The 20,793-nt window shown below is 33.3% G+C and carries 24 protein-coding genes and 2 pseudogenes; 3 read left to right on the forward strand and 23 right to left on the reverse strand.

What is annotated here, in order from left to right; genetic code table 11:
* The first annotated feature begins 177 nt into the window (after positions 1-177).
* A complete protein-coding gene (locus TA89_RS13670; protein WP_040214173.1) occupies positions 178-369 on the forward strand; it encodes a (2Fe-2S)-binding protein in 192 nt (63 codons plus the stop codon).
* Positions 370-423: 54 nt separating this feature from the next.
* Here TA89_RS13670 and opp4C read toward each other — a convergent pair whose 3' ends face one another.
* Both opp4C and TA89_RS13680 read right to left on the reverse strand, forming a co-directional pair.
* Positions 424-1,326: an oligopeptide ABC transporter permease gene (gene opp4C / locus TA89_RS13675; RefSeq protein WP_040214174.1), complete on the reverse strand. Its 903-nt coding sequence runs from the start codon at positions 1,324-1,326 to the stop codon at positions 424-426.
* Between the two features lies 1 nt (position 1,327).
* Positions 1,328-2,233: an ABC transporter permease gene (locus tag TA89_RS13680; protein WP_187119311.1), complete on the reverse strand. Its 906-nt coding sequence runs from the start codon at positions 2,231-2,233 to the stop codon at positions 1,328-1,330.
* Positions 2,234-2,504: 271 nt separating this feature from the next.
* Between TA89_RS13680 and TA89_RS13685 the strand changes: the two genes are divergently transcribed.
* The gene (locus TA89_RS13685; RefSeq protein WP_040214176.1) at positions 2,505-3,017 is read left to right on the forward strand and encodes a nitroreductase family protein; all 513 of its coding nucleotides are present in this window, start codon (positions 2,505-2,507) and stop codon (positions 3,015-3,017) included.
* Positions 3,018-3,128: 111 nt separating this feature from the next.
* Here the strand turns inward: TA89_RS13685 and TA89_RS13690 are convergent, their stop codons facing one another.
* A complete protein-coding gene (locus TA89_RS13690) occupies positions 3,129-3,746 on the reverse strand; it encodes a DUF1643 domain-containing protein (RefSeq protein WP_040214177.1) in 618 nt (205 codons plus the stop codon).
* Between the two features lie 75 nt (positions 3,747-3,821).
* Positions 3,822-5,753, reverse strand: coding sequence for an ABC-F family ATP-binding cassette domain-containing protein (locus TA89_RS13695; RefSeq protein WP_040214179.1), 1,932 nt, complete (start codon positions 5,751-5,753; stop codon positions 3,822-3,824).
* 124 nt (positions 5,754-5,877) lie between these two features.
* On the opposite strand from TA89_RS13695, the gene TA89_RS13700 reads away from it, so the two are divergent.
* Complete coding sequence (locus TA89_RS13700; RefSeq protein WP_040214180.1) at positions 5,878-6,111, forward strand: hypothetical protein; 234 nt, start codon at positions 5,878-5,880, stop codon at positions 6,109-6,111.
* 48 nt (positions 6,112-6,159) lie between these two features.
* Here TA89_RS13700 and TA89_RS13705 read toward each other — a convergent pair whose 3' ends face one another.
* The 19 genes and pseudogenes from TA89_RS13705 to TA89_RS18640 all read right to left on the reverse strand — a co-directional run bounded on the left by TA89_RS13705 (position 6,160) and on the right by TA89_RS18640 (position 20,765).
* Positions 6,160-6,903: a LytR/AlgR family response regulator transcription factor gene (locus tag TA89_RS13705; protein ID WP_040214181.1), complete on the reverse strand. Its 744-nt coding sequence runs from the start codon at positions 6,901-6,903 to the stop codon at positions 6,160-6,162.
* A complete protein-coding gene (locus tag TA89_RS13710) occupies positions 6,903-7,094 on the reverse strand; it encodes a hypothetical protein (protein ID WP_040214182.1) in 192 nt (63 codons plus the stop codon). The genes TA89_RS13705 and TA89_RS13710 overlap by 1 nt, the downstream gene beginning before the upstream one ends.
* A 19-nt stretch (positions 7,095-7,113) precedes the next feature.
* Positions 7,114-8,103: a flotillin-like protein FloA gene (floA, locus tag TA89_RS13715; RefSeq protein ID WP_040214183.1), complete on the reverse strand. Its 990-nt coding sequence runs from the start codon at positions 8,101-8,103 to the stop codon at positions 7,114-7,116.
* Between the two features lie 31 nt (positions 8,104-8,134).
* Entirely contained in the window at positions 8,135-8,638 is a 504-nt protein-coding gene (locus TA89_RS13720) for an NfeD family protein (RefSeq protein ID WP_040214184.1), read from the reverse strand.
* 100 nt (positions 8,639-8,738) lie between these two features.
* The gene (locus TA89_RS13725) at positions 8,739-9,602 is read right to left on the reverse strand and encodes a sensor histidine kinase (protein WP_040214186.1); all 864 of its coding nucleotides are present in this window, start codon (positions 9,600-9,602) and stop codon (positions 8,739-8,741) included.
* 553 nt (positions 9,603-10,155) lie between these two features.
* On the reverse strand, positions 10,156-10,500 hold the full coding sequence (locus tag TA89_RS13730) for a hypothetical protein (RefSeq protein ID WP_040214188.1): 345 nt from the start codon (positions 10,498-10,500) through the stop codon (positions 10,156-10,158).
* 42 nt (positions 10,501-10,542) lie between these two features.
* Complete coding sequence (locus tag TA89_RS13735) at positions 10,543-10,884, reverse strand: hypothetical protein (protein ID WP_197073458.1); 342 nt, start codon at positions 10,882-10,884, stop codon at positions 10,543-10,545.
* Positions 10,885-10,901: 17 nt separating this feature from the next.
* Positions 10,902-11,919 (reverse strand): annotated as a pseudogene (locus TA89_RS19310) (IS110 family transposase).
* A 194-nt stretch (positions 11,920-12,113) separates the two neighbouring features.
* The gene (locus TA89_RS13750) at positions 12,114-13,022 is read right to left on the reverse strand and encodes a tyrosine-type recombinase/integrase (RefSeq protein WP_040214190.1); all 909 of its coding nucleotides are present in this window, start codon (positions 13,020-13,022) and stop codon (positions 12,114-12,116) included.
* Between the two features lie 727 nt (positions 13,023-13,749).
* Positions 13,750-14,001 carry a hypothetical protein gene (locus tag TA89_RS13755; RefSeq protein WP_040214192.1) on the reverse strand — a complete coding sequence of 84 codons (252 nt, stop codon included), beginning with the start codon at positions 13,999-14,001 and terminating at the stop codon, positions 13,750-13,752.
* Positions 14,002-14,017: 16 nt separating this feature from the next.
* On the reverse strand, positions 14,018-14,566 hold the full coding sequence (locus TA89_RS18905) for a hypothetical protein (RefSeq protein ID WP_242850149.1): 549 nt from the start codon (positions 14,564-14,566) through the stop codon (positions 14,018-14,020).
* A gap of 829 nt (positions 14,567-15,395) precedes the next feature.
* A complete protein-coding gene (locus TA89_RS13765) occupies positions 15,396-15,902 on the reverse strand; it encodes a hypothetical protein (protein ID WP_040214193.1) in 507 nt (168 codons plus the stop codon).
* Between the two features lie 198 nt (positions 15,903-16,100).
* Positions 16,101-16,703: an Imm64 family immunity protein gene (locus TA89_RS13770; protein WP_040214194.1), complete on the reverse strand. Its 603-nt coding sequence runs from the start codon at positions 16,701-16,703 to the stop codon at positions 16,101-16,103.
* 14 nt (positions 16,704-16,717) lie between these two features.
* Positions 16,718-17,091 (reverse strand): annotated as a pseudogene (locus tag TA89_RS13775) (colicin D domain-containing protein).
* A 990-nt stretch (positions 17,092-18,081) separates the two neighbouring features.
* A complete protein-coding gene (locus TA89_RS13780) occupies positions 18,082-18,648 on the reverse strand; it encodes an RNA 2'-phosphotransferase (RefSeq protein ID WP_341350007.1) in 567 nt (188 codons plus the stop codon).
* Complete coding sequence (locus TA89_RS13785; protein ID WP_040214197.1) at positions 18,614-18,997, reverse strand: DUF6960 family protein; 384 nt, start codon at positions 18,995-18,997, stop codon at positions 18,614-18,616. Before TA89_RS13785 ends, TA89_RS13780 begins: the two co-directional genes overlap by 35 nt.
* A gap of 10 nt (positions 18,998-19,007) precedes the next feature.
* A complete protein-coding gene (locus tag TA89_RS13790) occupies positions 19,008-19,415 on the reverse strand; it encodes a hypothetical protein (protein ID WP_040214198.1) in 408 nt (135 codons plus the stop codon).
* Positions 19,416-19,742: 327 nt separating this feature from the next.
* Positions 19,743-20,081: a hypothetical protein gene (locus TA89_RS13795; protein WP_040214199.1), complete on the reverse strand. Its 339-nt coding sequence runs from the start codon at positions 20,079-20,081 to the stop codon at positions 19,743-19,745.
* A 12-nt stretch (positions 20,082-20,093) separates the two neighbouring features.
* Positions 20,094-20,765, reverse strand: a complete 672-nt coding sequence (locus TA89_RS18640; protein ID WP_197073459.1) for a hypothetical protein — start codon at positions 20,763-20,765, stop codon at positions 20,094-20,096.
* Between the last annotated feature and the right edge of the window lie 28 nt (positions 20,766-20,793).

Consider the following 20,793-nt stretch of genomic DNA (forward strand, 5'->3'; position numbering starts at 1 on the left):
AGGAATAATTATGGAAAACAATTTTAATGAAAAGTATGATCAGGCCTTTGACGAATCTAATAAAGAATTATTAGATAAGGAAAAAAAGGAAATGGAGAAGCAAAAACCTTCTAATTCCTCTGATTCTAAAGAGGAAAAGGAAAGCGAAGAAGATAAAAAAAAAGACACCAGGAACTAGTGCTTGATAAACATACAAAAGTTTGCTTATGCAAAGCAATTCCTAGAATTAAAATTAAAGAAGCAGTTTCCCGTGGTGCTGATACTGTAGAAAAGGTACAAAAAGCTACAGGTGCAGGCTCAGGAGGTTGCGGCGGAAGACGATGTACCCCCAAGATACAAGAGCTTCTGGAAAAAGAACTAAATAAGTAGTTTAGCCCTCAAAATTAAGCGGTATCTAATTAGATACCGCTTTTTATTTTGAATTTATAGTTTCACATCCAAAGCATCTCTTAGTCCATCACCTACAATATTTATACAGGTTATGGTCAAAAAGATACAAATACAAGGGGGCAGCCAGTACCACCACTGATGCTCCAATATATACATATCCCTGGCAGCCTGAGCTATGTTTCCCCAGCTGGGGACCGGGGGGATAACACCGAAATTCAGATAGCTTAAGGATCCTTCTATTAAAACTCCATTAGCAATTCCCATTGAAGAAGCTACTATTACCGGGGCTAGAAGATTTGGTAAAATGTGTTTCACCATTTTTCTGTATGATTTAATACCTAAGGCTTCTGCTGCATCCATATATTCCCTTCCTTTTATTACGAGAACCTGACTTCTAATTAGTCTGCAGACCCCTGGCCAGCTGAGAAATCCGATTACCACCATAACAACATATATCCTATTATATGCATAAACATCATAATGAGAAAGCATATTGCTCATCAGAATAAATATAGGCAAAAAGGGCATACTCACCAACACATCACTGAACTTCATTATAACTTTATCTATAATACCTCCATAATACCCTGCTATCACTCCAAAAAGTGTACCTATAAATATCTGTACCGCCGCAGCCAAAAATGCAATTACTAAAGATACTCTTCCTCCATATAATACCCTTGCCATATTATCCCTTCCCAGGGAATCCGTTCCCATAGGATGAATAAAACTGGGAGTGCTGTTCATATTCATTAAATCTAAGGCTTCCATTTTATATGGATAAATAAAGGGTCCAAATGCTACAGAGAGGATTATAATCATTAATATAAAGAAGGCAATTACAGAAAGCCTGTCTTTCTTAAATCTCTTCAAGGATATTTTCCATGGAGTAAGTATTACTTCCTTTTGTTTTTCCATTTCAAATCTTATATCCATTTTACCCCTCCTTTATCACATTAACCCTTGGATCGATTAATTGTATAAGAATATCAAATATATAGTTAAACAAAAGGGTTATAGAAGCCAAAACCACCATAGAGCCAAGCATAAGGGGATAATCCCTTTTAAATGTAGCAGTAGCAACCAAATATCCAAGTCCGGGATATCCAAGCATCATTTCAATTAAACAAGAGGTGAATACTATATTATTTAAAGATACCCCAATAGTTCCTATTAGTCCCACTAGGGAATTTCTAATGCCATGCTTAAATATTATTCTAAAGCTGCTTAAGCCTTTTGACTTTGCCGTACGTATGTAATCCTCTGATAAAACTTCTATCATCATAGCTCTTGAGTACTTCGTAAAAAGCGGTAAATTAAGAAAAACCATAAACATAAAGGCAATCCTATTGTTCATTTCAGTATAGAAATATTCTATGGGAACCCTAATCAAATATATAAATATGAATAGTACAATAGTAGCTACCACAACTACAGGAACACTGATGCCTAAAAGCACAAAAACTCTGGTAAAACTGTCAAACACCGTACCCTTCTTATAAGCCGTTAAAGCTCCTAATATAATCCCGAGTATTATACTTATCCCAAGGGATAATATATAAAGTGAGGCAGAATTTTTAAGTACTATCTTTATTGAAGTGCTTACAGGCAATCCTGTAAGAAAGGAATTTCCCAAATTAAAAGTGATAAGCTTTTTATTCCAATGAATAATCTGCATGGGCTTAGGCTTGTCCAATCCTAGTTCCTGCTTTATCTCCAGCTTTTTATCTCTGGACATAAGCTGAGAATTAGTAAAATCTCCAGGTAGTGAAACGAATATTATACTTGAGAATACTAATATCAGTAAAAAAGAAGTTACCATGGAAAATGTTCTTTTTATCAAGTAAGTTCTCAACCCGCCACCTCTTTCCTTTAAGTGTAAATCTAAAGAATATAATTATTATATCATCTTTTAAAATATATGTCATTTATTACATTTAAAGGGAAATAATTATAAAAACTTTTTTATATGGAAACTTTTAGAGTAAAATTTGAAATTTAAAAATTTATTTGGTAAAATGAGCTTTAATATTCATATTTATAGCATAAAATCATATATAAATGCTTTATGGTGAAATTAAATATATCTAAAGTAATTTGGAGGTATATAATAAATGGATGTTTTAAGTGCCATTAAAGAAAGGCGCAGTATTAGAAAGTTCTCTTCTAAGCCTGTAGAAAAAGAAAAGCTAAATAAGGTGTTAGAAGCAGGAAGGCTTGCTCCTTCAGCCAGGAATACACAGCCCTGGAGGTTTATAGTTGTTGATGATAAAGAGCTGATACAAAGGCTTTACCATGCCTCTCAGGATCAGCACCAAGTACTGGAGGCTCCTATAGCCTTAGTTGTCTGTACCGAGGGCTTAAACAGAACCATGATGTGCGGTCAGCCTTCTCATACTGTAGATGCTTCTATCGCATTATCCTTTATGATGCTTGAGGCACAGGAACAGGGTTTAGGCACCTGCTGGCTGGGGATGTTTGATCCTAACATGGTAAGAGCTATTTTAGACATTCCGGAGGATGTCATGGTAATGGCTATAACACCTTTAGGTTATGCTGAAGAAATTCCGGAACATAGGAGCAGGAAAAGTATAGATGATATAGTTTATTACAACGGATATAAATAACTTTACGGCGGTGTACTGCTTTCATTAAGCAGTTTAATATTTTTCTAAAGATATCTTAGCTTAAATAAAAATCACCGGACTGCAGTATTTGCTGCAGTCCGGTGATTTTTATTATAAATTATTGTAAGAGGATAATCTGTCTTTATACCTCCAGCTCATACAGCTTTTTGGATGTCCTGTGATATTCTGTTCTCCTACTATATAAACCTGTTTTAAGGGATTTATCTTCCTGCTTTCCTTTATTATATTTAATATATAATCTGAGCTTTCATTAAAAAACTTACTTAAAACCCTTACCGGTGTGCCCCAGGCTAATATTATCTTATCTGCTTTAAGTATATATTTTTTAAGGAGATACCTGTTTTGAAGCACTTTATCTTCATCCTGAAATAAATCGTCATTCCCGCATATAAAATCAGGACCCTTTTCATAAAGCTTTTGTATTATATAGTTAGTTTTACAGCAGCATACAGGAAAGATACTCATTATCATTACTTCTCCTATGCTCTGAAGTTCTTCATTGAGCTTTACGTATTTTAATATTCTGTATACCCTTTCATCACAGTCTATTACATCTGCTGCTCCCATATTCTTTATTATTACAAGCAAGGAGCCTTCACCTGCCCCTTTAAGCTTTATTCTAAGGAGAAATCTCCTTTCATTTACTCTATCCGTTATGGTGGTTATATTATTTTTATCTACAAATCTGGGATATTTATAACAAGACATCAGAAAAACTCCTCTAAGCCAGTATTAATGTAATCTTTATTAATACATATTTACCTTAGAGGAGTTATATTACTATTAATTTTTAGAAGCTTCTATTTTAGCTGCCAATTCATTTAAATATTCCCATCTTTCATACTTTTCCTCTAGCTCTTTGGAAAGCAGTTCTTTTTCCTTCATTAAATCCTGAAGCTTTTCATAATCTGCAGCAGAGGCTTCCATTGCTTTTTCACATTCTTCTATTTTATTTTCTAAGCCTTCAATCACCTCATCAATCTCTTCATACTCCTTTTGTTCTTTATAAGTAAACTTCAGAGGCTTTTCCTTTTTAAAATTATTTTTATCCACAGAAGAGGATTTTTCCTCCACAGACTTCTTTATATTATTAACATTGTCCCCTTCTTCCTGCTGTCTCGCTTCAATAAAATCTTCATAACCGCCGTTATACTGCTTAATCCTTCCCTCTCCTTCATAGTAAAAAATCTTTGTACAGATCCTATCTATAAAATACCTGTCATGGGATACAGTTATAACAGCCCCCTGAAAACTATCCAGATAGTCCTCTAAAACCTTAAGGGTTTCTATATCTAAATCATTAGAGGGTTCATCCAAAAGAAGTACATTAGGCGCCTTCATAAGCACCCTAAGCAGATAAAGCCTTCTCCTTTCACCTCCTGAAAGTTTTCCTATAGGAGTCCATTGCATGGTGGAGTCAAATAAAAATCTTTCGCACATCTGAGAGGCAGATATTTTTTCTCCATCTGCTACAGCTATAAATTCAGCTTCCTCCCTTACATACTCTATAACTCTCATATTTTCGTCCATATGTTGATTTTCCTGAGAAAAGAATCCAAGCTTAACGGTATCTCCTATATCTATGGTTCCTTTATCCGGCTTAAGCTCTCCGGATATAATCCTCATAAGAGTAGATTTACCTATTCCATTAGGTCCTACTATACCTATCCTGTCATCTCTGAGGAGTGTATAGGTAAAATCCTTTATTAAAAGCTTTCCTTCTATGGTTATAGAAATATCCTTTATTTCTATAACCTTCCTGCCAAGCCTGGAGCTTAAAGAGGATATATCTGCAGCTGCCGCTTTTTGGGGTCCTTCTATACTGCTAAGCTCCTCAAACCTTTGAAGCCTTGCTTTCTGCTTTGTAGATCTGGCTTTTGCACCTCTTTTAACCCAAGCCAGCTCTTTTCTCAAAAGGTTCTGTCTCTTTTCCTCACTGGCAGCTTCTAAAGCTTCCCTTTCCAGTTTTTTCTCAATGAATAAGCTGTAGTTTCCTTCATAGCTGTACAAATTTCCACAGTCCAATTCTATTATCCTGTTAGCTATTCTATCTAAAAAATACCTGTCATGAGTAACCATTAAAAGAGCGCCTTTTCTTCCATTTAAGTAATTTTCAAGCCAGTCTATACTTTCATTATCCATATGGTTTGTAGGCTCATCCAATATCAATAAATCACAGGGAGTTATAAGGGCAGAAGCTAAAGCTACTCTCTTTCTCTGTCCTCCTGAAAGCTCTCCCATAACAGCATTGAATTCATTTATCCCAAGCTTAGTAAGCACAGTTTTAGCTTCACTTTCCAAATCCCATAGGTTCATAGTATCTACTGAGCTTTGAAGAGAAATCAGCCTTTTATTTAGCGCCTCCAATTCCTCTGAGGTTCTTTTTTCCTGAAGCTTATGAAGCACCTCTTCATATTTCCTTAAAAGCTTAAATTCCGGAGAATTTCCTTTAAAGATCTGCTGAAGCACCGTGGAAGAATCATCATACTCAGGATTTTGAGAAAGATATTCAATTCTTGCTCTGTTAGCCTTTATTATATTTCCAGAATCTATGCTTTCAATTCCCGCTATTATCTTAAGCAGTGTAGACTTTCCAGTTCCGTTAATGCCAATAAGACCTATTTTATCCCCTTCATTTATTCCAAGGGATATATTTTCAATCAAAGCCTTTTCACTATAGCTTTTACTTATATTTTCAAGCGATATAATATTCATTAAAAATTCCTTCCTTTGTGAACAAATTTTCTAATATATATATTAGCACATATGTCTCTCCTTTAGAATTTAATTATTATCTTTGGTTATACTAACCTCATACTAAGTTTAAGGAGGTTTTAGAATGCCCTGGGCAAAGCTAAAGGAAATGCAGCTTTATGACAAGCTGGAAAATCATCTTAAATCAGTATCAAATAAGGACAGCAAAGCAGTAGAGGATATAATCACAAATAAAGAAAGCCTGGACAGCATTAAGGAAGCTATACATCTAGGCATGGACAGCAGAAGAATAGCGGAAGAGATGAAATTATCTCTAGATCAGGTAGATATTATAAAGGATATGCTTGGAAAGCTATAATATAAAGCCATGGATAATAAATTCCATGGCTTTATTCAGTATTAAATTTTAAAGGTTAAATATCCTTTTAAGCTCTTCATATTTTTCATGGGTTAATAAAGCATCCATTTCAGTGTCCTTTAACTTAACCACATATGTCCATCTTCCGTAAGGATATATCTTTGTTATCTTAGTGATATTTATTATATAAGATTTGTGACTCCTCATAAAATTGTGCGGATCCAGCTTCATTTCTATGTCTGCCAGCCCTTCGGAGGTTACAAATCTCTCTGTGGAGGTGTAGATAACCGTAGACTTATCTTCTCTTTGAACGAGTATTATATCTGATGAATCCACAAAGCTTATTCCTTCTTTATTCTTTATAATAAGCTTATCAAGAGGGGAATTTTTCTTTACCCCATCTTCAATTTTAACCTCTGTAGTTTCCTTCAATATACCCTTAATCCTATGAAGGGTTTGATATATTCTTTCTATCTTGAAGGGCTTTACAATATAGTCAAAAGCATAGATTTCAAAGGCTCTAGGCATATATTCATTATGTCCTTTGGCAAATATAATCATGGTTTTAGGGTTTACTTCAAGTATTTTTTCTGCACAGTCTACCCCTGAAATTCCATTGAGTTCCACATCAAGAAGCACTATTTCCGGATGCTCAGCATTAAATATCTCTAAAGCCTCTTCTCCTGAAGCTGCCTCTCCTATGATTTCAAAACCTTCTACCTTACTTACTGCCTTTGAAATTAAAAGCCTCATGCCTGGTTCATCATCAACGATTAATACTCTAAAATTCATTACGGTTTTCTCCTTAAATACCTTCTCCTTGATTTTTCTCTTTTTGCTACAGGCTTATTTAAAATTTCAGAAACTATCAATGCTCTCTGAAGCCTGCTTGTAGTCATATCCTCACTTATGCTGTCTATATATCCCATTTTATTTCCTCTATCATTATTTGTTGGAAATAATCCGTTATTATTTTCATCCATATATTATCAGCTCCTGAGATTAACCTTTATTAGGGTTATCTTTTTCATTACCTATAGAAGGTTTATCCTTGCCTGACTTTGAAATGGAATTTCTCATATTTGTATCGGAAATTACATTCTGCATATCATAATAATCCATGATTCCAAGCTTACCTTCTCTTAAAGCCTGAGCCATAGCTCTTGGAACCTCTGCTTCAGCAGCAACAACCTCAGCTCTCATTTCCTGCTCTTTAGCTACTGCCATTGCTCTTCTTTCCTCTGCCTTAGCCTGAGCAATTTTCTTGTCAGCTTCTGCCTGAAGGGTTTGAAGCTGTGCACCGATGTTTCTTCCTACATCGATATCTGCTATATCTATTGAAAGTATTTCAAAGGCTGAACCTGCATCTAAGCCTTTATTTAAAACAGTCTGAGAAATCTTATCAGGATTTTCTAAAACCTCTTTATGTGCTTCTGAGCTACCTACTGTAGTTACTATACCTTCACCAACCCTTGCAAGTATTGTGGTTTCACCAGCACCACCTACAAGTCTTTCAAGGTTTGCCCTAACTGTAACCCTTGCTTTTACCAAAAGCTCTATACCATCCTTAGAAACCGCTGAAACATTAGGAGTTTCTATAACCTTTGGGTTAACACTCATTTTTACCGCTTCAAGTACATCTCTTCCTGCAAGGTCAATTGCTGCTGCCTTTTCAAAAGGAAGATCAATGGAAGCTCTTTGAGCTGCAATAAGTGCATCTATAACCTTATCTACATTACCACCGGCTAAATAGTGTGCTTCCAGCTGATTAACATTCATGTTGATTCCTGCTTTTGTAGACTTTATAAGAGGAAGAACAATCTTTGTAGGAGTAACTCTCCTAAGTCTCATACCAACGAGATTAAATATGCTTACCTTAACTCCTGCAGCCAGTGTAGAAATCCATAACCCTAATGGTACAAAACTTAAAAATATAGAAATTACAAGTATTGCTACCACAAATATTATAATAGTAGTGATTAAACCATCCATAAAATAAACCCCTTTCTTTTAAGTCCTTAGACTATTTAGTAGCTTTTCTAACTATAATTTTATTACCCTGAACCTTAATTATCTCGACTTTAGTTCCTTTAGAGATATACTCACCATCAGATACTACATCCAGCTTAAGTCCTTCTATATCAACACTTCCTGAAGGTCTTAAATCTGTAATTGCATTTCCTTGCTTGTCTATAAAGTAGTTTAAATCCTCTGAGCTAATATATCCTTTTTCCTTCCTCTGTTCTTCATTCAGAACCAAGGTTTTATTCATTTTTCCCCGGGAAAGCGAGGTCAGCACTACTCCGAACAATACACCTAATATAACAAAAATCACCAGCATCATTATAAGCCCTTCAAAGAAAGAGTCTGCTGAAAATAATACAGCCAGCACCAGACATATGGTTCCGGAAATTCCTGCTACACCAAAGCCGGGTATAAACATTTCAATGGTTACTAAGATAATTCCTATTACAAACAAAACCAAAGCTACAGCGCTTACATTGTTGATAAATGCTCCCCAGTCCATTTTCTCACCCCTTATAATCTTATTATGCTTTTATGTTAATCTAATATTCGAATAAATTAAATTCATATTCTACCATTTATACATATAACCCGTCCAAATGTCAGTTTTCACTGCTGATATTCTTAGGCAGCTCTATGAGAAAGCTTGTTTTATAATCCGAAGAGTCCAGCTTAAGCTTCCCTTCGTAGTTTTCCACCAGCTCCTTTACTATGGAAAGCCCCATTCCTTCTCCTTTAATACCTTTAGTGGTGAAGCCCTCTTCAAAGACCTTGTCAGCTATTTCTTTAGGTATTTTAGGACCATTATTTGATATATACAGCTTAAGGCTCTTTATATCCTCGCTTATTTCCACGTAAAGCTTCCTGTCATCTTCCTTTTCCTTTAATGCATATATAGAATTATCAATGATGTTCCCTGCAATCCTGCAGAATTCCCAGGAAGGCATATAAAGCTCCTTTAAATCAGAAGTTATACAAAGCTCCACATCGATATTCTCCTCCTCAGCAATATGCATCTTCGACTGAAGCAGTGCATTCACAGCAGGCTCTGAGGTTTTAAGGGCTTTGTTTACTTTTATTATATCCTTGTATACAGGCTCCATATATTTTAAAGCTTCATCATACTCTCCCAGCTCCATTAAGCCGTAAATTATCTGAATATGATTCAAATAATCATGCCTCTGTGCTCTTATGGTACGATTTAGCTCCCTAAGCTCATTAATGCTTTGAACCAGGCCCTGCCTTTCACCATTGCTGAATATCAAAGAATATAAGCTTTTTATTGTAAAAAAGCTATTTATTGCCATAGAAAGGGCAATAACATACAGCAATCCGCTTAAGGCCTTAAGGTTCTCACCGGATCCGCTGTTTATTATAAGCAAAATAATGAGAACTATCTGTATGCTGTTTACAAATAAAGACCCTAAAATTATTTTCTTCCCAATATCAAAATTTGATGCTCTCATAGTAACTCCTTGAAATTATTAATAACTATATTATAGCATATATGTCTGTAAAAAAGGCTGAAATCAGATGGAGAAGTCTGCTGAACCATGGAAACTTTTTAGAAGGACTTTATACTATTATTTAATAAAGATTTCTTCATAATTCGTCCGTTATCTTGAAGAATTACATTAGTTGCATTATTAAATGTTTTTTGAAGTTCATTTTCCATATAAAGAGACCTCTAAATATTATGCTTATTACCAGTTGCATTACCAAAAACATATTCTAATTTTTTACCAATATCAGGTTTACTTACCCCCTTGGGGCAGAGTCTGTCTTATTATTTTTTAATGGTAGAGTCGTGTATTTTCAATTCTTACCACTATTTTATCACTGTAAAAAGTAATGAACTAGCCTACTTATTTTTTCAGCTAGTTCATTATGTCCTTTTGTCACTGCATTATTACAATTATGCAGTATTAAATACTCTTACTGTTGTTGATTTAACTGTATTCTACTATCATCATTTTTATGCATTTAATCAACGCTTTATTTTGCATCTACTTGTATTATCTATTCTTCAATTTCCTCTACATATTCTAAAAATAAATCTTGCAACTCACCATCAGTATCAGCATCATTTAAATACAATTTAGGTTCAGCATCACACCCACTAAGTGTACTACTTCCATCAATTATACCTAGCATATTTGAGATTGTATCTATCATTGTTTTTTGAATTATAGTAATTAGAATCTCTTTATTTTCTTCTGATAAACTATTATATAGCTTTAATGATTTCTTCCAATACTCATCACTTGCCTTATCTATGTCTGTATTATCAAATAGATTCTTATATAGACTTCTATTTTCTTCTACTATGCTTTTGTAAATGCTCTTAATAAAAATTTCATTCATGTTACTTCCTCATTTCTGGATATAATTTTTTATTCATATCAATTAATTCTTGTAATTTTGAATTAGGAATATCAGGGTAACTCTTCTTAATTCCTTTATGTCTCTTGCAAGTAATTGTCTTGCACTAGTTATTCCCTTTGTACTTCTTGATACTATACCATTTTCTCCCTTGATTGTATGACCTACCTTCGGAACATTTATTGCTGGTGCAGTCAGTTCGTCATATCCATCAACTAATTTTTTCATCACAGCTTTTTGTCCTGCATGATGAGCATCTAGTCCTTCTACACCTTTTATATCCTGATAAGCACCAACCTGATATTTAGCATCAGCCGCCCCCTCAAATAAACGGAAAACAAATTTAAAAATTAAGGTGGCAACCATTCGTTACCACCATTATATCAACTTGCATTCTTCTTTGAAAGATATTCCATTCTATACTCTGTTTTATTCTTCATCATACCAAATATTATATTTACAAGCCTTCTCATTACACACATTAAGGCTTGTGTTTTTGTCTTACCCTCTGATACCTTCCTTTGATAATACTCGTATAGAATAGGATTTCTTGGTATTTTGCTTCCTTTTGATACTTGCACTTGCTGTAAGGCTAAGATGTAGAACACCCCATTTAAATCTCTCCTGCCTTGCTCACTCATTTGTTCTTTCCCCTTCCCAGCAGAACTGAACTTTATAGGAGCGATCCCAACGTATTTTGCAAGTTTATTAGGATTTGCAAATCTACGTATATCACCAATATATGCAATAAGATTTGAAGCCGTAACAAGGTCAATACCTGGCATAGATTGCAATTTATAATCTAATAACTTCAATATCTTACCCATTTCCCTTTCTATTTTCTTTATTTTTTCTTTGAAAAACTTAATCTCTTCTACCATGCTTTGAATTAGCACATCTCTAAACCTCTGATAGTCTCTTGTAGTGTACCATCCGATTTAACAAGTTCTAATATTTGCTTTGCTTTTCGTGTTGAGCAGGAGTTATTACTGTTATCCAGTAAAAATCATCTGGCTTAGCATTTGGTAAAGTCTTGAGTTTGCCTAATAAAACCTTTGCTATACATTGAGCATCCCAACTATCATTCTTTTGTGTCATAGGATTATTTTTTCGTTCCGATGATGAATAGGCTGGGTTTACTTCTTTTGTCATTTCCTTTGCTTCTGTTAAGAATACTGCTAAGGCTCTCCCATTCCCTCCCACATCCTCCAGTCCAAAAACTCGTGTTATTCCTTCTTTGCAATATTCTTTAATCTTTTGAACAAATTTAGGGAAGGCTGTAGGTTTGTTATCAAATGTTATTTCACCTAATTTATCATTCCAGCAGTTTAGTATAACCGCTACATGTATTTCCTTATGGATATCAATGCCTACATAGAGATATTGTTCTTTTTCATGCATAACTACCACTCCTTTTAGTTTTGTCCTTCAAGAAAAGTCGGCAACCTCAATTAAAGCGTTAGTTTTCATAAACTCGCAAGGGGGAGACAGCCTGTCCATTTCTTGAAGGCAATTTTTAAATTTATAGGCATTATATAAATCTTTTTTGTCTTTTCAAGAAATGAATAGACTTTTTTATAAAATTATTATTTTTTTTAGTTAAGATATACTTCTGTAATCTCAATCCTAAAATGTCCTAATTCTTTAGCCACCTTTAACCTTGCTTGTTTATCATTTAATCCCTCCTCAATAAACTGTTTATATCTATTTTGGGCATATAAATGCCTCAAACCATGAAAACCTCTATTCGTTCCATCATTAGCAATTCTAAAATTGTCTTGATTTCTCAAAATAAAGACTTGAAGGCTATTAATTACATGATGAGTCTTTTCCTCATTCCTAATAAACACCTTTTCTCCCATTGGAGTTTCGTTATATAGCCTTTCAATAAGGCTAATATTATTTTGAATAGGAATGCTTCTTATAAGTCCACCTTTTCCTTTTACCGTTAATTGATTTTCATTGATAGCCTTTAACAAATCATTTCTATCAAGCCTTGCAACTTCATGTATTCTTAACCCAAATTCAAAGCCTAAACTCACCATATTAGCATATTTCTTTTCTTCAACTGTTTCAGCATAATCAATAAACCTTTTTACTTCTTCAACTTCCCACGCCTTATTACTCCCAATTCTATCATCCTTAGTCCTTGGATTTACTCCTAACTCCTTATTAGTTGATAGTTTGCTGCTGTCTCCACCATTTATATCTATAAAATACCTAATTGCAGATAGGTTTGTAGTAACATAAGACTTAGAATAACCTAATTCCTGCATTTGCTCCACATAAGCCTGTAAATGCTTATCCTGTATTTTGTTCAAATTCTGTTTCCTATATGTGTCTGCCAGAAACTTTGCAAAATGCTCCATTCCATCTTGATACCTATACCTTGTTTTAATGCTTCCCTGTCTTGTATGTTTAAATACCTTTTCAATTTGGCTGCATAAATTCCTATATATATTATTAGTTTTTTCATCAACATCAAAGTTCCATCTATCTTTCATAGAATCCCTCCTTTCAGAGTGTAAAGAGATTCTATGAAATGATTCTTAATGATGTCAAGTTTATTATAAGGAACATTTTTTACTCTTATATCTTTTGTTTCAGTGGTTTTTCAGATTAATTATTATAAATTAAAGCATTGAAACAAGTAAAATCAATATCTCCAGCAAAAACATAATCCCCATCTCAATTACTTCTAATTGAGATGGGGATATATATGTACTCTACATTACCTCCTAGCCATTGTATAATCACATTTGAAAATATAAAGGTTAAAGGCTAAAGCCTTCCTACGGAAACCTTGATATTTTCAAATTTTGATTATGTTTAGTAATTAGGAGGAAATGAAGAAATATGCAATTCGTTTAGCACTATTGCTACATTCCTATAATAGGTGCAGTTATTACTGCTGTAGCAGAGACATCATAGCCTTACAGCCGACATTTGTCTGACATCTCATTACTCTCCGTTTGAATATTAAATTCCTTATTGAAACCATTAATGCCTTGCTTAATCCAATATACTATATGTTAGAGAGAAAACATATATATCAGCCTCTGATAAATACCTACTTAAAACTCTTTAAACCATAAGCAATCAATTCCTCCTTTTAATATATAAATTCCAATCACCTAAACAATCTAATAAATAATATTTAACAATTTCAAGATTTTTTTATGAGAGAAAGGCGATTATCATATAGATAACCGCCAAATACTCCTACGTTTTTCATATATTAGTATTTATATTTATTAATTGTTTTTCTAAATCCCACTCTACTGGTCTTGCCTTTAAATTAAACCAAGATGCTCCTTTCTCTATCCATCTTTTTCGGTAAGTCTCAAAATTTCTACCTTCACTACTATCATCATATCCAAATTCAAATCCACAACAATTGCATATCTCATAAGAAGGATTACCGTCATTATCATATGGTTCTTCTCTGAGTTTATCGTATCCACAAACAGGGCAAATGTACATAATTCATTCTCCTTTCTTATTTTTGACCATTATAATAGTCTATTCCATCAGTTGGTTTAAAATATGTTTTAATGCTACCAGATTTATCGGTAACTGCAAATTCATTTGTTGCTTTATTGTAGAAAATAGTATCACCATTTGTACGAGTCTTTGTTAAAATATCACCACCTGGTTTAGATGTTACTAAGTCTTGTGCACCTTTTAAATACTGGTCTTTTGTGTTATTACCGAACTCACCTTGGTCTACTACATGCTTTTGATAATGAGAATCTAATAAATCTTCAGATTTAAATACAGGTTTACCCGTCCCCTTAGTTCCCCCCTTGTGACTCGTGCCACTATTCTTAAGTGCATTAATATTATTCTCTGCTTTAATACTTCCTTTTTTACTAGGTAGCTCTATTACATCAGATTTATAATTTCTCTTCTTCACTTCTATCTTTTCAACACTGCATGCCTGAGGGTTAGACTTTGGTTCTAACTTAGAATTAGATTTTTTCTTAATACTTCCCTTCGTAAACACTCCAAAAACAACTCTAAATGCTATATTTGTTCCAAGCTGCATATAATCGCCGTTGAAAGTTCTAATATCTTCAATAGCATCAAGAGCATCGCCGCCATAAGCATTAATTTGATACTTGCTTTCCTATATACTCAGCACTTTCACAGGCTGCCTTTTTAATCTCCTCTGCTTTACGAGAAGATTTCTACACCATATTTCGAATGGTTTATGACTTTCAGAGAGTTGGAGTCTTAGAATAATTTTATGCTTCCTTTTCTGTTGATACTTTATTATCGCATATACTAATCTGTTTTATAGCTTGTTCTGTTTCGCTTATATATCTATTTGATCATTTATATTAATTTCTCACATATAAAAACATATATATTTTATATTCTTAGTTCCATTGACTTTTAGATAAAATTGAGTCTTTAAATCTTCCTATCAATATCTCTACAAATCGCTTTCATAGTTATTTTGCTGAATCCTAGAGATGAGCATTCTAATTATCGGGAAGATTCTCTATCAGATACTTATACTTGAGAAACAGCTAAATAGATTTTCTTGTACTATTAACTTCTATTAAATTAAGTAGATTTACTCTTTATTCAACATTTTAAAATCCAATTCCACTCTTGTTCATGGTCTTTAAAAAATCTGTTTTCTGATGTGTTATTGTTGCTTTTTAATATAGTTCTTTTGAAGAATGTATTTACAGCATATGTTAACTGCTAAAAAATAATGAACCAGCCTACTTAAATTCAGCTAGTTCATTTCACCTTTTCACTGCATTATTACAATTATGCATTCATTTAATAGATATGCTAAAGTTATTTTTTATAGTTTCTCAATCTTAATTCTTTATGCATCGGCTTTTTCAATAATAATGCATCTAGTGTATTGCTTTGATTATTTTTAAAGTTTTAAACGATAACGCTGGATTATCCTTAGCTGCATAGAATAATGGAAATTCGGTTCTATCCATTTCATATACTTCTCCAGACTTTACAGAAATATATTTTCTTAATATGCTTATAATAGTTTCTTCTTTTATATTGTTAAAATCACTTTTATTCATGATTAAGGTTATATACCCATCATCTCTTGCTAAAAACACATTATAATCAAAAGAAGCACTCTTATAATCATCTGGAAGTGAAAACATAGAAATATACTTTATCTTGTCTCCATTTTCTATAGAATTAATAATTTTCTTTTCACTTTTTCTTAACATCATTACTTTTCCAGATGTTAATGTTGTACTATCTATTCCTGCATGAGTGGGTTCATATCCTAATAACCTAATAATCTTTTTAGCGTCATTGTACCACTGTGTCCATTTAGCATTATCTCCATCCACTTCACCATTGAATGTTATTGAAATTGTTTCATTCTCCATAAATTATCTCCTTATTTATCTATTGGTATTACTTTGATACTTCCAGCTCTATCTCCAATTATTCTTTGATTATCTTTCATCCTATTCCTTAATGCTAGAGTCTGACTTAAAGTCATGAAAATGAGAGTATTGTGAATACAAGTAACTGATTTAATCAATTCTGCAGCCAGCTATTCCAATTTAATTCAGCTAGATTTTCTAAACACGTGAAGTAAGACCGTCAATATTCCAATTACTCTTAATAACCTTAAGACTATTATTACTAACTAAATTAGGTATAACAGTTACTGAATATATGCTATTCTCTATCTCTCTGAATTTTTTCGGAGAAAATTGAATCTCTCCTTCATTGTTGCAAAAAGCATAATTATAGGCTGAGCAACTATAGAATTGAATCATAAATTCAATTATTTCTTCTGTTACTCTATTTATTTCATCTGCAGAGTTAAACTTAATTAATTCCTCCTCACTTAAATCCATTAGAAATCCAAAGTAGTCTTCATCTTTCTCTTTTTCTATTCTAAGAATTGTCTTCAACCTAATACCACCAAATAGATTACAGTCTATTTCCAGTTGCCCATAAAAATAATCTGCTAACATCTCACAATTGCTATCCATTTGAAAGTTATTTAAGAACTCATACTCAGCCCATTCTTCACCGTTAAAATCCTTACTAATCTTCATTTTTTTAACATTTCCATTGAAAGTAATAATCTTTGAAACTAATTTTTTAAATTCATTTTGTATTCTATCTACTGAAAAATTTTCATAGATAAAACCTATTGAAACATAGCTTCCCATTATTAATGCCACCTTTACCTAATTTTCGCTCCGTTTGTTAGATGGAAATTCATTTGGTCACTACTAAACTTCCATCCTCCAACATAATTACCTGACAAATCAGTATATGCCCCTATTCCAGTGTTTTGTTTATATAAACATGCACATCTTGACCTCTATAAGTAGATTTATATATATCCGTCGCTGTATTTATATGGTTCTGTATTGCATTTTTATACGCTTCACCTGTAGCTTTATTCCAGTTACCTTTTACGCCGAAATCACCAGCATGTTTAAACTCATGTTGCAGTTTCTTTGTAGTAAATGTATTGTCAGGTAACTTTACAGCTTCACCCGCCCCTTTGTTCGCCGAAGTAGCATCTTTTTGTTTCTGATTTGTATTTTGCATTGGGGGTCTATTGTTTGTCACATTAGAAGGTAGACCATTCAAAAGAAGTGGCGCCCCAACTAATAATATTGTAAAACCTAAATAGTAATTCTAATCACTTACTCCCATATCATTAGCAAGATTTTTAGTTGGATTTACCCAAAAATACCATCTGATATCTCCGAAGCAGCCGTTACTCCTACTCCAATCGCTGCTACTCCTGTTGCTACCTTTATAATAGTTTCACTATAATTTGATGCTTGTTTTCCTATATATTCCGCACTTTCACAGGCTGCCTTTTTAATTTTCTCTGCTTTACAAGGAAATTCCTACACCATATTTCGAAGGTTTTACGACTTTCAGAGATTTGAAGCCTTAGAATAATTTTTATGCCTCTTTTTCTGTTGATACTTTATTATCGCATATACTGATCTATTTTATAACTTGTTCTATTTCTCTTATATATCTATTTAATCATTTATATTAATTTCTCATATATAAAAATATATTATATTTTTTATGTTCTCAGTTCGCTAACTTTTAGCTAAAATTAGAGTTTTTAAATCTTACTATCAATTTATCTACAAATAGCTTTCATAGTTGTTTTATTGAATCTTAAAGATGACTATTCTAATTATCGGGAAGATTCTTTATTATATACTTATACTTAAGGAACAGCTAAATAAATTTTCTTGTACTATCAACTTCTATTAAATCCAGTAGATTTAGCCTTTATTCAACACTTTAAAATCCAATTCCACTCTTGTTCACAGTCTTTAAAATCTCTGTTTTCTGATGTGTTATCGTCGCTTTTTAATATAGTTCTTTTGAACGATGTATTTGCAGAATATATTAACTGCTAAAAATAATGAACCAGCTTACTTAAATTCAGCTGGTTCAATTCATCTTCTCACTGCATTATTAATATTATGCAGTAACTTATTTATATACTTTCCACCAATTTTAATCATTTAGAACAATTATATTTTTATGCTATCAGATTTAATATAATTATGAAGTTACCTTTATATATTTACTTGGTATATTGTCCGCTAACCATACTTTATCATTACCTAAATAAAACTTAATGCCTTCATACCAAGCCTTATTAGCATCAATTTCAAGAATAATAGGTTTATTATCATGTCTTTTACCAACTTGAAGTGCAGTTTCAATATCATTAGACAAATGAACATACTGTCTTCCATTTGGTAATAATCCCTTATCCTCTATTGATTTTATAAAACGTCTTGCAGTACCATGATATAATATTGCCGGTGGTTCAGTGCTTTCCTTTACCATTTTCTTAGGTATAGAATGTCCATATATAGCCCTAATTCTACCTTCAACTAATTCATGTCTCTTCTTTTCTGAGTTTTCTATCATATACTCTAAATCTTCTAAAGTTACATTCTCCCACTTATCACTTTCATTAAGTGCTGTCAATAATTGTTCAGCACTAACCCATCCGTTTTCATCTAATTCCAATTCATATTCCCAAGGAGCATGGCGAAGTGCATACGAAATTTCTTTACTCAGCTCTTCAAAGTTCATCAAGCTTCTCCAATTCACTTTCATAATATCTTCTTGTACTTTTCTTTCCGTCCTCCTGTACAAAATAAAACGGAGTATTCTCCTTAATATGCCAGTTAATATCTGTAATTTTCACTATTTTTGATTTTGAAATTATATTAACTTTATCTCCAATTTTGTATTTAGGCTCATTTACTACTTTATACAATTGAGGATTAACTCTAAACTCCTTGTCCCCATATCTTAATGTTAAGTTCTCTCCTGCATTAACACATTCAAATATTTTTCCATTTGGAATCATTCCAAAAAAATTCATTCTATCGTCTATATCAATCATATCATCATCAATTCCTTGAAATGCTTGATATACTCCCCATGTATTAATATAACTCATCTTGTTCCTCCTATTCTCCATAAGGCAAAAAGCCTTTAAAATCTTTTGAAAATATATTGCCTGGCAATTCTGCGAATTTTTCTTTTGCAATATTTAAACATTCACTACTTGGTTTAAAGTGTCCACTAGCATTATTAATACTGTATATTTTTCCTCCTCTGACTTCCATCATTCCTGCTGCTTGAACTTGTGGATTACTTCCACCGACCAATGTAGGATGTGGCATTCTTTGTCCTCCTCTAGTACCAATAATAATGTTCCCATCCATGTCAATAACGTACATGTACTGCCCATTCATATTTTTATTTCCTAAATAATTTGAACCTTCATTAATATAATCACTAATATTATGTGCAGTTGGATTCTTAACATACGAACCGTTTCTGAGTACACCTGCTGCTTCATCATCAGGAAACATTACTGGGTCTACAGAGTATTTTCCACCCTTACCAGCTTTAGTCGCCCCCCTTGGGGCAGAGTCTGTCTTATTATCTTTTAATGGTAGAGTCTACTGTTTTCAATCTCTACCACTATTTTATCGCTATAAAAATTAATGAACTAGCCTACTTATTTTTCAGCTAGTTCATTATGTCTTTTTCTTACTGCATTATTAATATTCTGTGGTTAGTTTCTATTTGTTCTGTTTGTCAAAAACTATCCTGCTGATAGGTTTGCGTATTTCAGCAGCATTGCTCCTAAGTTTTGTAGTCAGTTTAGATAGAGTTATGCATACAGTTGACCAGTATTACTCAAAAACTATTGTCTCTCCAGTGTTATAGTGTACACTAACAGCTTCTGGCCCCATATATTCCCCTTCCTCGAGAGAGGTTTTAAGTATTTTCTCGTAATTTAATTCAAATTTTAGATACTTCTCTATCTCAAAGGTTACATTTGTTACTGTTGCGTTTATTAAATCTTCTTCCTTAACATCCTTCATATCTAAATGATTTCCTTGTGGTGTACAATATTTAGAAGGATTGTAAATATTGATTGTCCCTTTATCAGTAACAATCTGCCAGTAATCACAAACTTCTTTGAAGCTTTGTATCTTTGCTCCTACCATATCTTGTACTGTTCTTTCCATATTTATTCACCTCTACTTTAATGGAAAATGTGACTGAGAATTCGGAATGGTCTTTCCAGTGATGGGGTCAAGCCCTTGTAATCCTTTATTCTCGTATTTTACATATCCGTTCGGATACCCAGGAGAATTTCCTCTTGGTGGTGTTGGATCCATAATTCTAACATTAGATACTTGCCCATTAGCACCACTTTTTCCGCCAGTATATGCAAACCCTGTAGTTTTTCCTGTTGGATTTTTTACATCAATTGGTCCAGTTGCTCCCTTTGGTACAGGTATTGCATCACCGTTAGGTGTTACAACAAAGTCTGGTGATGATGTTTTAGGAGCTTTACCCGCCCCCTTATTCATCGAAGTAGCAGCTTTTTGCTTCTGATTTGAATTTTGCATTAGAGCTTTATTATTTTGTCGCATAGGACTTAGTGTACTTAAACCAGCTGTTACTAATACTACTCCCATATCATAAACAAAATAATAGTTTTCATCATCCATTCCCGAATTATTAGCAAGATTTTTAGTTGGATTTACCCCCAAAATGCCTTCTGATATCTCAGATGCTCCCATTGCTGCAAATATTGTTCCACCAACTACCGTCCCTGCAGCCATTACCGCTGTATATAACATCCCTGCACCTAATGCCGGTAATACAAGCGGTGCTGCAAGAGTAGCAACTGCTACACCTCCCACAATCGCTGTTGCTCCTGTTGCTACTTTT

It is taken from the genome of Clostridium polynesiense (assembly GCF_000820705.1).
GTDB lineage: Bacteria > Bacillota > Clostridia > Clostridiales > Clostridiaceae > Clostridium_AA > Clostridium_AA polynesiense.